This is a genomic window from Marinobacter nitratireducens (assembly GCF_000708045.1).
GTDB lineage: Bacteria > Pseudomonadota > Gammaproteobacteria > Pseudomonadales > Oleiphilaceae > Marinobacter > Marinobacter nitratireducens.
In genome coordinates this window covers 110,724-123,240 of the sequence record NZ_ANIE01000009.1, presented here as the reverse complement: position 1 = coordinate 123,240, position 12,517 = coordinate 110,724, and the positions used below count along the sequence as shown (strand labels likewise).

Annotated in this window: 12 protein-coding genes; 9 read left to right on the top strand and 3 right to left on the bottom strand. The window is 59.9% G+C overall.

Features of this window, described 5'->3' with window-relative positions; genetic code table 11:
• The first annotated feature begins 67 nt into the window (after positions 1 to 67).
• Positions 68 to 1,192, top strand: coding sequence for a tetratricopeptide repeat protein (locus tag D777_RS14665; protein WP_036133722.1), 1,125 nt, complete (start codon positions 68 to 70; stop codon positions 1,190 to 1,192).
• Positions 1,192 to 2,319, top strand: a complete 1,128-nt coding sequence (locus D777_RS14660; RefSeq protein WP_051669127.1) for a HupE/UreJ family protein — start codon at positions 1,192 to 1,194, stop codon at positions 2,317 to 2,319. The genes D777_RS14665 and D777_RS14660 overlap by 1 nt, the downstream gene beginning before the upstream one ends.
• 13 nt (positions 2,320 to 2,332) lie before the next feature.
• Here the strand turns inward: D777_RS14660 and D777_RS14655 are convergent, their stop codons facing one another.
• Together D777_RS14655 and D777_RS14650 are read right to left on the bottom strand one after the other, a co-directional pair.
• Positions 2,333 to 2,929, bottom strand: coding sequence for a hypothetical protein (locus tag D777_RS14655; RefSeq protein WP_036133719.1), 597 nt, complete (start codon positions 2,927 to 2,929; stop codon positions 2,333 to 2,335).
• A gap of 114 nt (positions 2,930 to 3,043) precedes the next feature.
• Complete coding sequence (locus D777_RS14650) at positions 3,044 to 4,546, bottom strand: amidase (protein WP_036133717.1); 1,503 nt, start codon at positions 4,544 to 4,546, stop codon at positions 3,044 to 3,046.
• Positions 4,547 to 4,597: 51 nt separating this feature from the next.
• On the opposite strand from D777_RS14650, the gene D777_RS14645 reads away from it, so the two are divergent.
• A complete protein-coding gene (locus D777_RS14645; RefSeq protein ID WP_036133713.1) occupies positions 4,598 to 5,710 on the top strand; it encodes a transglycosylase SLT domain-containing protein in 1,113 nt (370 codons plus the stop codon).
• Complete coding sequence (locus D777_RS14640; RefSeq protein ID WP_036133710.1) at positions 5,701 to 6,465, top strand: sulfite exporter TauE/SafE family protein; 765 nt, start codon at positions 5,701 to 5,703, stop codon at positions 6,463 to 6,465. Before D777_RS14645 ends, D777_RS14640 begins: the two co-directional genes overlap by 10 nt.
• Before the next feature lie 2 nt (positions 6,466 to 6,467).
• Here the strand turns inward: D777_RS14640 and D777_RS14635 are convergent, their stop codons facing one another.
• Positions 6,468 to 8,831: a diguanylate cyclase domain-containing protein gene (locus tag D777_RS14635; protein WP_227501789.1), complete on the bottom strand. Its 2,364-nt coding sequence runs from the start codon at positions 8,829 to 8,831 to the stop codon at positions 6,468 to 6,470.
• 204 nt (positions 8,832 to 9,035) lie between these two features.
• Between D777_RS14635 and D777_RS14630 the strand changes: the two genes are divergently transcribed.
• From D777_RS14630 to D777_RS14610, 5 genes are all read left to right on the top strand, one after another.
• A complete protein-coding gene (locus tag D777_RS14630) occupies positions 9,036 to 9,836 on the top strand; it encodes a MotA/TolQ/ExbB proton channel family protein (RefSeq protein WP_036134399.1) in 801 nt (266 codons plus the stop codon).
• Entirely contained in the window at positions 9,823 to 10,218 is a 396-nt protein-coding gene (locus D777_RS14625) for an ExbD/TolR family protein (RefSeq protein ID WP_036133708.1), read from the top strand. Before D777_RS14630 ends, D777_RS14625 begins: the two co-directional genes overlap by 14 nt.
• Positions 10,215 to 10,625, top strand: coding sequence for an ExbD/TolR family protein (locus D777_RS14620; protein ID WP_036133705.1), 411 nt, complete (start codon positions 10,215 to 10,217; stop codon positions 10,623 to 10,625). The genes D777_RS14625 and D777_RS14620 overlap by 4 nt, the downstream gene beginning before the upstream one ends.
• The gene (locus D777_RS14615; protein WP_036133702.1) at positions 10,622 to 11,383 is read left to right on the top strand and encodes an energy transducer TonB; all 762 of its coding nucleotides are present in this window, start codon (positions 10,622 to 10,624) and stop codon (positions 11,381 to 11,383) included. The genes D777_RS14620 and D777_RS14615 overlap by 4 nt, the downstream gene beginning before the upstream one ends.
• Positions 11,384 to 11,662: 279 nt before the next feature.
• Entirely contained in the window at positions 11,663 to 12,517 is an 855-nt protein-coding gene (locus D777_RS14610; RefSeq protein ID WP_036133700.1) for a formate/nitrite transporter family protein, read from the top strand.

The following is a 12,517-nucleotide window of genomic DNA, read 5'->3' as shown; positions in this document are numbered from 1 at the left end:
CCGCAGGTCTCCTCCGGAGGCCTCGGCGTTCCTCCTCCCTGCCTTTCGGGGCGGGGCTTTTTGGACCATGATTGGGCTGTGGGCATGGCTTCTGGTGACCAACGTCGCCGAGGCTGCTCCATCCCCGATAAAGACCGATTTCCGGGCAGACGACGTGCTGACAACACTGCCGCTCAATCTGCCCGACGCCACAAGCCTTTCGCAAACCGAAATCCCGACAGCTGCTCTGGCCGATCGGATTCAGTCTCTGATCGAGAATGCCCGCGCCACGGGCGACCCCCGTTTTCTTGGCTACGCTGACCGGCTCTTTGACACGGTTCCGGATAAAAATCTGGGCGACCGTCTCCTGGTTCTGCGCGCCACGCTGGCTCAAAGCCTTCACCGGTTTGATGCCGCCAGAGCAGACCTCAACACGGTGCTTGCCCGGAGCAATGACCGAAATCAACGAATTCAGGCCGCACTGACATTGGCCAATCTTGAACTCGTGCAAGGCCAGTACAGCGAGTCAAGAGAGCAATGCCAACAGTTGATGCGACTCTATCCCGGAGTCATCGCAGAAAGTTGCCTCGCCCTGGTGGACGCCCGCACAGGCAATGCCGACGACGCCTACCGGCGGCTTTCCGCGCTGACGGCCCGTGGGAACCTCAACGCCATTGAACAGAGCTGGGCTCAGGGCACGTTGGGAGACATCGCGGCGCAACTGGGGATGGCCTCTGCAACTGAACACTGGCAGGAAGTGCTGAAGATAAACCCAGACGATCTGTACATCCGGGCCCAACTGGCGGACTGGCGGTTAGAGCAAAACGACCATGCGGCCGTTCTGACGCTCACCGAGGGCTATGAGCAGGTGGATGCTCTCGCGGTGCTTCGGGCCATTGCCATGAAACACTCGGACCAGGAAGGTTTCGAGACGCTTGCCGCGACGCTGAAGGAACGGTTTGACGAGGCCCAATGGCGGGGCACGTTGCTACACAAACGAGCCTTCGCCCGCTTCCAGCTCGATGTGGTGCAGCGCCCGGACGTTGCCCTGGATTACGCAGTGGAGAACTGGGTAAGCCAGAGAGAGCCGTTGGATACGCGACTGCTGCTGCGGGCGGCGCGGGCCAACGGAGCAGACTCAGAAACCCGTCGCATTAGCGAGTGGCTGTCCCGCAACGCACAGCACGATGCCCGATACCCGGAGAACCACTGATGCGCCTGACCCACGCAATCCCGGCAACACTCGCCCTGGTGTTCATGACGATGGTTACAGCAGCCCCCGCCATGGCCCACAAAGCCAGCGACAGCTTCCTTTACCTCGATCTGGACCGCTCCGAAATTCGAATCGACGTCGCCTTGCGCGACATGGAACTCCTGGTCCGCATGGACAGGAACCGCGACAACAGCATCACCTGGCAAGAGTTGCAGGCTCGGCGAGCGGCCATTACACGGGTTGTCGAGCAAGGCATTACCCTGTCGTCTGCAAGTGGTGCGGCCTGCTCCCTGGCTGGTCAGCAATGGGGCGTGAGTCGTCACAGCGACGGCCGATACGTGGCAGGCCTCTACCGCGTGAATTGCCCCGCAGGCGAGGCACCCGCCCGGCTAGAATACAACCTGCTATTTGACCGGGACACGCTTCACCGGGGGCTACTGGAAATCCGCCAGGACGGCTCAACCGTTCTGACTGCAATGGCGCCCGATAAGAACTCCATCCGCCTCACAGAACAAACCACAGGCTTGTGGACTACCTTCGCCAGCTTCACCTATGAAGGCGTCGTACACCTGCTCATTGGCCTGGACCACATGCTTTTTCTGCTGATACTGGTGCTCCCCGCGACCCTGGTTACAACGCGCTCGAAAGGTGACCCAGAAGCCTCATTGAAGCAACGGGTGATCCAGTTGGCTGGAATTGTGACGGCCTTTACGGCAGCACACTCACTGACACTGGCTCTGTCGGCACTGGGACTGGTCCGCCTCCCCATCGCATGGGTCGAGACCGTGATCGCACTCTCCATTGCGTTAGCCGCCCTGAACGTAGCCTGGCCCATCCTGGGTCGGAAAACGTGGAAACTGGCATTCGGGTTTGGACTGATTCATGGCTTTGGTTTTGCCAGTGTACTGTCGGATCTGACCAGCGGCACCCCGAGCCTGGCGGTCGCCCTGGCGGGTTTCAATCTGGGCGTAGAACTGGGCCAGCTGGCGCTGCTGCTTGTGGGATTCCCGTTGCTCTACATGCTCGGACACAACCACCTCTACCAGCGAGCTGTGGTTCCGATGATCCTTCTCGGGGTGGGAACAGTAAGCCTGATCTGGGTCGCCGAGAGAGCGACCCAGATCTGATGCCCTGTATGAATTAATGCAATGACCGCAACTGCCGGGGATAGAGCGCTGCCGTCACTTCCGGTTCCTCCAGAAGGTCTGCCAGTTCGCGATCCACAGCGGTCTCTTCACCCTCTTCTGGCAGAGGCTCAAACAGCGTGCTGAGCCATGATGTGACCGAGGGCGCTTCATCCCGTTTGTAATCGGTGGACAGCGCCTTGATGCGGCGGAAGCCGATAATGCGCTGGTGTTTGGGGTCCCGGATTTGTTCAAAGCCACGCCAGTAGACGTGATCTCGGGTGTGAAGTTGCACGAACAGGGTATCAATGGGCGGGTTGTCGCCGTCACTGGCAGACTCGCCGGACGGTTCTTCGGTTGCTTCCGCTTTCTGACGGATGGTGGTCCATGCCGGGTAGAGGACTGCTACGGCATCCGCCTCCACATGCTCGCGCGCTGCCCGCAGGATCAATCCCCAGCGGGCCTTGTCGGCATCGGTCTCCAGAGAGTTGATGGGCAAGTCGTAGCTTTGCTCGCTGGACAGGACGATCGCCATCATGGGGGCATCCAGCTCCCCCATGGCTTCGGCCTGTGCTACAGATACCAGTTCATCGATTGCCATCGGTTGGTTCATAATACGCTCGCCTCCTCGATGCCATCAGGGTCTGTCTGGAAGGAACAGGTCCTCCTGTCCAACAGCATAGCCTGTTCTAGACACAAAGATAAACGTGGAGGCATAACGAATGGATCACAACCCCGGATCGCCGAATTGATTTTCCAGCCGCTCGTACTGGCCAAACCACGGGTTTGCTTCCTCAAGCTGGGCGGCCAATTGCAACAGTGCCGCCTCACCACCGTGGCTGGCGCCAAACTGAACACCCACCGGCAAACCACCTTCACTCCAGTGCATGGGTACCGACATCGCCGGGGTTCCGGTCAGGTTGGCAAGCTGGGTGAACGGCGTCCGCCCAAGGCTTTCCATCGCCAACTGGTCTACCTGACCGGTACGATGCACCAGCTTGCCGGCCTTCAGAGCGAGCATCAGCTTACCAGCGAGCTTCATGTGCACCGGCGTATCCAGCTCGCCTACCCGGGCCGGCAACTGGCCGGTGGTCGGGCAGAGATACAAATCATAGCTCTCGAAATAAGCGCCCAATGCGCGGGCGAATTCGTTCCACTGTTGTCGCCGGCGAACATAATCCGACAGTGGCATGCTGTCGCCAAGCATACCAATCAGCCGGGTATCCAACTCAAAGTCTTCGTCCCTGGCACCAAACTGTTCCCGGGCCCTGGCCATCAACGCAGCCACTTCACCGAAATAGAGCCCGAGATAACAGCGCGCCAACGCCATGCCATCGAATTCTGGCCGCGCATAGTCCACTTTATGGCCGAGGTTTTCCAGAATTCGGGCCGTCGATTCCACCGCCGCCACACACTCCGGCGCCACTTCGGTGTCATAGGGGGAAGAGGTGAACACGCCGATTTTGAGGCTACCCGGGGACTTCTGGATCAGGTCGGCGTAACGGGAACCGGCCCGCGGGATAACGAATGGATCGCCCGATGCGGGACCACTGAGTACGTCCAGCATGGCCGCACTGTCCCGAACGGTACGGGAAACCACATGATCGGACGACGCCCCGGTCCAGGCTTCCCCCATGTAGGGACCACTGGAAATCCGTCCCCGGGAGGGTTTCAGGCCAAACAAACCGTTATAGGCGGCTGGGATCCGGATCGATCCGCCACCATCGTTGGCACCGGCCATCGGAACGATACCGGCAGCAACCGCAGCACCAGAACCGCCACTGGAACCACCCGGTGTCAGGTCGGTGTTCCACGGATTGCGGGACGCGCCCCACAGGTCGGACTCGGTCACCGCTTTGAGGCCAAATTCCGGGGTTGCAGTGCGGCCCAGAAAACGCAGGCCGCCAGCTCGGGCACGGCGTACAAACTCGGAATCCTGCGGCGCCACGTTTTTTGCCAAGCCCCGGCTTCCGAACGTACACGGGTGCCCGGCCTGCTCCTGGGCAAGATCCTTGAGCAACAGCGGAACGCCGGCAAAAGGTGCATCTTCGGGGTAGTCCTGAGTCAGGGCTTCGGTAAACTGGGGGTAGCAAATAGCGTTAAGGGTGCCATTTACCTTGGTCGCCCGCTCGACGGCCGCCTCACAGACTTCCCGGGAGGAAACATCACCCCGACGGATCAGGTCAGCCAGGGCAGTGGCGTCATAGCGCAGATATTCGGATTGTTTCATGTCTGGTTCCGTTTGTTATTGTGTTAGCGGACAGATCGGGATTGCGTGTGTATGAAATGCAGGTTCAAGAGCTTACGACAGGCAGCCCGGATTTTCATCCTGGCAGGTATCATGATCGGGCCAATCAGTGCCAACGATAACGAGGCATGGACTCAGGTTGTCCGCTCCTCCCCTTACTGGACCAGCCAGGGGGTCTACCAAAACATTCTCACCATCAGGAAATGGGTACTTCAGTCGTCTGGTTATTGCAGCGATGTGGACCGCCATGTCCTGTTCGATCTGCGCGGCCGCTTTCTGGCCTGGATATCCGATGGCCGCAGCCAACAAGACACCCAGACCCGTCTGAACGATACCCGCCAGGCGCTGAAGAATGACGGAAAGGCGGACACCTGGATCGCGGGTGGAAGCGACGTGACCGGTTATCCCTTCGCCCTTGCCTGCGACCAGCCTCACGTGAACCTGGGCGAAGCCAAAGCCCGCTATCTGGGCACGTTGCCCGCAGACCGGATCTGGGGCGCCTGGGACGATCTTGATTTCGCGTCCAGCGGACAACCCGGGACGCTGCACGAGGCCGTGGAGTATGTGTACAACAAACGCAAGGCCCAGAAACGCCTGAACCTGCCAGAGGAATTGCCGGCCTATCTGGCGGGCCAGATCCTGATCGAGAGTGGTGGCCAGGCCCGGGCCCACTCCGGCGCCAACGCCCGGGGCATTTTACAACTGTCGCCGTCGGCGTTATCGGACTGCCAGATCAAACCCCGGAATTACTGGCACCGACTGGCCCAGATCGACTGCGCCTTGAAGCTGATGAACCAGAATGCCCGTAACCTGCGCCCGGTGTTCGAAACACGGTTTGGCCACCTGCCCAAGGCCAAGCGCGACCGGTTATTCACGTTGCTGCTGATCCAGGCCTACCACGGCGGTGCCGGCCGCGTGGAAGCGCTGCTCACCGACGACCTGTTATCAAAACCGGCCCAGTATTTTGCTGACCACCAGGCGCGCTTTACAGCCGGGGACATAGCCTTCGGCATGGTGTTCCACAACCTCGGGCGTGACCGTCTGGGCCTGGCGTCACTGTACTATGTTGCAGACGTGGAACTGGCGACACGCGCCTTGTGCCGGGGCAAGCGTCTGAAATCATCGGAATTCTGTGCATGGATCTGACGCTGTTACCGGAGAGTCTGAGCCCTCTTGTCGCCGTTTTTCTCCTCGCCTGCTCGATCGTCACCTCCATGATTACCGCCTCTCTCGGCGCCGGAGGCGGGGTTCTTCTGCTGGTCCTGATGGCAAGCTGGCTGCCTCCGGCGGCCATTATTCCCGTCCATGGCATGATCCAGCTGGGTTCAAACGGCGGCAGGGCGATTCTGACCCGGAACCACATCGACTGGAAGGTCATTGCGGCTTTCGCCCCGGGCGTGCTGGTTGGTGCCGGCCTGGGAGCCTGGCTGTTGGTCGATCTGCCCAGCCATGTCTGGCAGACAACCATCGCCGTGTTTGTGCTTTATCTGTGCTGGGGGCCTCCGCTGCCCAAAGGATCCCTGGGCGGTGGCGGGGTGTTCCTGGCCTCAGGCCTGACCAGCTTCATCAGTCTCTTTGTCGGGGCTACCGGTCCGTTGGTCGCGGCCTTCATCAAACAGATCCATCAGGACCGGTTCCGGACCGTGTCCACGTTCGCTACCGCCATGACACTGCAACATGCGCCCAAGGCGCTGGTCTTCAGTGTTGCCGGCTTTGTGTTTCCCGACTGGCTACCGTTCATTGCCGCCATGATCGTTGCCGGCTTTGCCGGCACCTGGCTCGGGCTGCATTTATTGAAGACCCTGAGCAACCGCTGGTTCAACAAGGCGTTCAACCTGATCCTTACGGCGCTGGCTTTGCGGTTGCTCTGGCTGGCAGGCGGATCGGCAGGGTGGTGGTAGTCTCAGCCGGGACTCTGGGCGTCGGGCGGTGCAGGCACAACAATCACCATATTGCGGCCGCGGGATTTGGCAATGTAGGCACCTTCATCCGCCCGCGACACAATTTCCCGGGTACCGCTGTCCTGCACTGTCATCTCGGTAACGCCGATACTCGCGGTGACCCCGAAACTGCGGCCGTCCTGCTCAATCCGTAATGCCTCCACACCGGCCCGGATCTTCTCGGCCAGCGCTTGCGCGTGTTCCAGGCCACAGGCCGGAAGGATGATGCCGAACTCGTCTCCGCCCAGTCGCGCCACTATATCGGACTGGCGCACCGACACCATGAACAGGTCCGCCAGCCGCCTGAGCAGATCATCGCCCAGCAGGTGCCCGCCCTCATCGTTGACCGGTTTAAAATAGTCCAAATCGATCAGCATCAGCACCGAGCGGGCTTTCTGACGTGGGGCATCGCTCAGGCATTTCGACAAGGCCGCATTGAATGCGCGGCGGTTCACCAGTTGCGTCAGGCTATCGTGGGTCGCCTCCCAGGACAGACGCTCCTCTTCCCGGCGACGCTCACTGTCATCCCTGAGGACAAATACCATGCGCTCGTCGTGGCTGCCCTGGCGGACATGAAGCATGGTGAGATCAATATCGAACACCTCTCCTCCCGCGTTGGAGAGCGTGACATACAGGCTATCGACGTCATCACCGGCAAGGAAATCCGCCTGTGCCAGTGACTGGTCATCGTCTTTGATCTCGACCTGATCGAAGAAGTTACTCTGCATACAATCACCGTCCCCATTGCCCAGGAAATGGCATGCGGCTTCGTTGGCGTAACGGATTCGCCCTTCCACATCCACCATCAGGACACCCTCCTGGAGCACGCCAAGGATGCTTTCTGCACGCCGTTGCTCTTCCCGGAGTGCCTGTTCCGTCTCCAGCTCACGGGTGATGTCCCGGACTACGGTAATCGTACCCAGCGCCTTGTCAGACGTTTCGATCACCGATGTCATCACGTCGCCCCAGATCAGTTGCCCATCAGCCCGACTCAGCAACCGGAACCGGCCCCGGAATACCTCATGCTGCTGCAACGACTGCTGCCATCCTGAAAGCGCAAGGTCGCGGTCTTCGGAATAGATACTGTTGATCAGGTAGGTATGCTGGAGCTCCGAGGCGGGCCGCCCAATCAGCAGTTCATAGGCGGGGTTCACGAACTCAATCCGGCCAAGTACATCCGTCTGCACGATACCGATCGGAGCACTCTGGGTCAGGGAACGGAAAAACGCCTCGCGCTCGGCCAGCGAGCCCAGGACCTCGTCCCGCTCGTCCATAACCGTGTTGAAAATCTGCGCCACGTGGCGGATTTCCCGGCCACCGGCGACGCTGACCGGTGTGGTGCGGACCCCGAGATGGCGTTCATTGATTTCGTCACCAAGGGTGGCGAGAGGGCGCATCAACCGCCGGAATATGAGCAGAGCAAGGGGCGCCAGCACCACGATGACCCCCAGCAACGTCCACACGAACGCATCCGCCATCCGGGTCATGGGTGCAAAGGCTTCCCGGGTCGGCCAGATTGCGGCCACAAACCAGGGTACCTGTGCCATCTGCTGCACAGAGACAATGGTTGCTGAACCGTCTACACCCTTTGCGCGCATAGTGCCCTCAAACCCTGACATGGCATCACGCAGGATCGGGTTCTCAACCCTGACCGGGACCATCACCTCACCGGTGCCGCCATGAGCAAGAGTGGTGCCGGCGCGGGTCGACACCGAGAGATAGCCCGTTGCGCCAATCCGTATGGAGGCGAACTCTTTCAGGAACTGCTCGCCATCCAGCATGATTGCACCACCAATCATGCCAATAAAGCGGTGGCTGTGGTTGAAGACCGGCGCAGCAATCATCACCGCGGGCTTGTCGCGGTATAACGACGCATAAGGGGCGCTGATCACCGGAGTGTTGAAGTTCGAGGCGTCCTTGAAATAGTCCCGGTGGCTTACATTCTGGCCGACCAGCTGGTACTCCTCGGGAAACTCGGCAATCACATTACCGTCGGCATCCATCAGGTAAACGCCATCGAAGAGATGCTGCAAGGCAGTCTGCTGCTGTACCAGGACCCGGGCCCGGGACTCAAACGCCCGGGCATCCATGGTAAAGCTCTGGGCAACGTGGTTGAGTATTTCGAGACGACGGGCCAGTTTCTCGTCCAGCTCTCCCGCCACAATCTGGGTCATGGTGGCTACCTGCTGGCGGGCCTGTTGCTCCAACTCTCCACGGCTCAGCCACGAACCCACCACGGTGACAACAAGGGCTGAGAGCAGAATGACAAACACCACCAGAGCGACCGCCCGGTTAACGAGGCTTCCGAACCAGCGCTTGATCACCACAGTCGATCAGCTCCGCTTGATGAGAACAGGCAAAAGATAGAAGGCCTCCATTGACACAGCTCGGTATTGGACGGGCGTTGCACCCTGAACACCACTGATTGAATTTTAACAAACCCTCGCAGATTGTCAGATTCAACACTTGCAAACTTACTGATAATCGTTACCATTTGCATAAACACCTCCATGTCAGCCGCGAGCTATCCCATGCCTGATACCGCTTCACTTTCCCCCTCAGTATTCTTCGATGGCCCTCTTGGTCACCTATTCGAGATGGGCGGCCCCGTTATGATGGTGCTGGCCGTTATCGCTGTCACGGGGTTCGCGACATTCATCTATCTCACGCTGTGTGGGGCATTGTACGCACCGCGTCTGACCGGCGGACTCAAAAAAACCGTGAAACTTTGGCAATCTTCCCCGGCCGACGTCGCTCCGGCACAGGTCAGAAAGCAAGCCGGAACCAGAGGTCGAATGAACCCGCTTCTGCACCTTGTGGCCGACACCATTGAGGCCTTCCAGGGCGGAAAGGATCCCAGCCAGATTCGCGAAACCGCAGCCCGGGACGCCCAACACGCACTTGAGCCCTTTGAGGCGCCACTGAAAATCATCGAGGTCATTGCCGCCCTTGCACCTCTTCTCGGTCTCCTCGGGACCGTGATGGGCATGATGGAGGCTTTCAGCGCCATGGCGGCCACCGAGGGCCGTGCCAACGCCAGCCAACTGAGCGGTGGCATCTACGAAGCCCTCACCACGACGGCAGCGGGGCTTGTCATCGCCATTCCTTTTGCGGCCCTGGCAGCCTGGATCGAATTCCGGTTGCGTCGCATTCACAAAGTGATGAACAGCACGTTGGTCACGGTATTCAGCGGCTTCGATCGGCGCGATAACACGGGCGCTGACGTCGTTGCGGAACCTGGCGAATCTTCCGCCACTGAGTCTGAGGACGGGCGCGAGCCCGAAGGGTTCCAACTGCCGGCCAAACAGCGATTCGCCCATGCAGCTGGTTGAACCCAGACCCAACCGCCCCATCCCAATCCGGATTACGCCGCTGATCGATGTGGTGTTCATCCTGCTGGTATTTTTCATGCTCACCAGCCGGTTGCTGCCGGTGGGATACCTGGAGCTGGGCAACGACACAAGTCAGCCAAGCTCCGTCACCGGAGAGCCTGTCCCGGTACTGGTCATCACCAATGAGGGCGCCATTCGTTGGCAGGATGATGTTTTGTCACTTGGGGACGTTATCTCGGCGTTGTCAGCATCCGGCATCACCGAAGTCAATTTGAGCACGCAACCACAAACCGAGTTGGCGCAGTTTACCCGCGTCCTCACCGGACTGGATGCCAAGGGCATTGAAACACACTGGAAACGGGCCACCGACAATACCCCATGAACAACCTGGTTCCACCACCGCCCACGTCCGGAAAGACCCTGATGGAGCGCGTGGAAGACGCACTGCTTCCGCTGATCAATCTGGTCTTCCTGCTTCTGATGTTCTTCATCGTGGCCGGCCAGATTTCGGATGATCCGCTTCCGGAGCTCCCCACCAGCGCACCCGGCCATCAGGAACAACAACCCTATGCCGACCTCGTGGTCACGGAAGACGGCACCTGGCAGATTGGCAGCGAGACGGTGGTGAGTGGTCGGCTGCTCAACAGACTGCCAGCACCAAACGCCGAACAACCGCTGAAAATTGCCGCGGCGGCGAGCATCTCGATGGCAGACCTGGAGAACCTGTTCCGCCAGCTTGAGCAGGGCGGCTACACCGATATTCTCCTGCTAACCGAGCCCGCCTCATGACCCATCGCTCCGGCAAACTCACTCGCGCGGGCCTGTTACTCCTTGCTGTCATTATTACCGCGTTTGTCACCTACGCTGCCATTCCGGACAGGCCAATTGAGCTCAATACTCTTGGCGATGCATCAATAAACACGGCGCCGGCGATAAAGATCAGCCTGGCAGCGGACACAGAAACACCCCCTGAAGCCGACAAAAAGGAAGCAGCGCCGTCGCCAGTGCCCGAACCAGAACCGGCACCCAAACCCAAACCCAAACCGAAGCCAGAGCCAGAGCCAGAGCCAGAGCCAGAGCCAGAGCCAGAGCCAGAGCCAGAGCCAGAAAAGGTGACCGACCCGAAGCCCGCTGACAAGCCCGTCACCGAGGAGGCGCCCCCGGCCGCTGAAGAAGTCTCAACTGCCGCGCCGGCCGAAAAACAGACCGACGGCGAGGCGCAAGACGAGCAGATACAACTCAACGCCGGATCCTCTGCCGCTGTGGATAACTACCTGAGTCGCCTCAGCCGCCATCTCAGCCGATACTATGAATACCCGCGGCGCGCCCGGCGGCTGGGACAGGAAGGCTCACCGGTGATCGTGTTCCGGTTCGACCGCAATGGCCGGTTGCTGGATCATTCATTACGCGCCAGTTCCGGCCACACACTGCTTGACCAGGCAGCAGAGGAGATGCTCCGCCAGGCCGCGCCGCTTCCCAAAGTGCCCGACGAAATGGTCGGCGAGGCATTCAGCTACGCACTTCCAGTAAGGTTCAGCCTGCGCTGAATGAGCGTGCACCAGTAACACCCGCCACGCACTGACGGGGGGCACTCCCCATACGGCCCGCAATCAGCCCATCTGCAAAAAGTCCGAGCAACCCCATGAAATAAATGGATTATTCCGACCGGAAGAGACGCTGGCACAGACTCTGCAGGATCCTGCTCAGCGAGACCAATGATGGCCTCGCAACAGCGACAGACTCTTAGACGACGGCGTCTACATGCACCTGCACTACCTGCAGACTGCGTGTGGCGCCGTTTTTTTGTGGGATCAGAGGAAATAACCATGTCTTACATCTTGCCCTCGGAATTCGTCACCAAAATGGTGGACGCCGGCGAATCCAAGATTTACATGTCCACCCGGGATACCCTGATACGGGCTTACATGGCCGGTGCCATTCTCGCCCTGGCAGCGGTCTTCGCGGTTACCGTCGCAGTCCAGACCGGTGTATTCCTGATTGGCGCCATCCTGTTTCCAGTCGGTTTCTGCATGCTTTACCTGATGGGGTTTGACCTGCTCACCGGGGTATTCATGCTGACACCGCTGGCCCTGCTGGACAAACGTCCGGGGGTTACGCCGAAAGCCATCCTGCGCAACTGGGGACTGGTATTCCTCGGGAACTTTGCCGGCGCACTGACCGTGGCCGTCATGATGGCATTCATTTTCACCTACGGCTTCAATACCGATCCGGGTGCGGTCGGCAGCAAGATTGCCGGCGTCGGTGAAGCACGGACGCTCGGCTACGCCGAATACGGAGCAGCTGGCTGGGCCACCATCTTCATCCGCGGCATGCTCTGCAACTGGATGGTTTCCATGGGCGTTGTTGGCGCCATGATATCCACCAACGTCAGCGGCAAAGTGATCGCCATGTGGATGCCGATCATGCTGTTCTTCTTCATGGGCTTCGAGCATTCGGTGGTGAACATGTTCCTGTTCCCCTCCGCCATGATGATGGGCGGTAATTTCTCGGTGATGGACTACTTCATCTGGAACGAAATCCCCACCGCTCTGGGCAACCTCGTCGGCGGACTGGCCTTTACCGGTCTCACGCTCTATACCACCCACATTCGGACGGCTCCGAAGCGCCCGGCACCAGCTGAGCTGGATGCCTCCACCCTGGCCAGCGCCAACCGCGCCTGA

What these genes read in the sequence shown, in the direction of transcription:
- D777_RS14650 (WP_036133717.1), bottom strand. Translation starts at nt 4,546, where the DNA reads ATGAAACAATCCGAATATCTGCGCTATGACGCCACTGCCCTGGCTGAC.
- D777_RS14630 (WP_036134399.1), top strand. Translation starts at nt 9,036, where the DNA reads ATGCCTGATACCGCTTCACTTTCCCCCTCAGTATTCTTCGATGGCCCT.
- D777_RS14625 (WP_036133708.1), top strand. Translation starts at nt 9,823, where the DNA reads ATGCAGCTGGTTGAACCCAGACCCAACCGCCCCATCCCAATCCGGATT.
- D777_RS14640 (WP_036133710.1), top strand. Translation starts at nt 5,701, where the DNA reads ATGGATCTGACGCTGTTACCGGAGAGTCTGAGCCCTCTTGTCGCCGTT.
- D777_RS14660 (WP_051669127.1), top strand. Translation starts at nt 1,192, where the DNA reads ATGCGCCTGACCCACGCAATCCCGGCAACACTCGCCCTGGTGTTCATG.
- D777_RS14610 (WP_036133700.1), top strand. Translation starts at nt 11,663, where the DNA reads ATGTCTTACATCTTGCCCTCGGAATTCGTCACCAAAATGGTGGACGCC.
- D777_RS14665 (WP_036133722.1), top strand. Translation starts at nt 68, where the DNA reads ATGATTGGGCTGTGGGCATGGCTTCTGGTGACCAACGTCGCCGAGGCT.
- D777_RS14615 (WP_036133702.1), top strand. Translation starts at nt 10,622, where the DNA reads ATGACCCATCGCTCCGGCAAACTCACTCGCGCGGGCCTGTTACTCCTT.
- D777_RS14645 (WP_036133713.1), top strand. Translation starts at nt 4,598, where the DNA reads ATGAAATGCAGGTTCAAGAGCTTACGACAGGCAGCCCGGATTTTCATC.
- D777_RS14620 (WP_036133705.1), top strand. Translation starts at nt 10,215, where the DNA reads ATGAACAACCTGGTTCCACCACCGCCCACGTCCGGAAAGACCCTGATG.
- D777_RS14655 (WP_036133719.1), bottom strand. Translation starts at nt 2,929, where the DNA reads ATGAACCAACCGATGGCAATCGATGAACTGGTATCTGTAGCACAGGCC.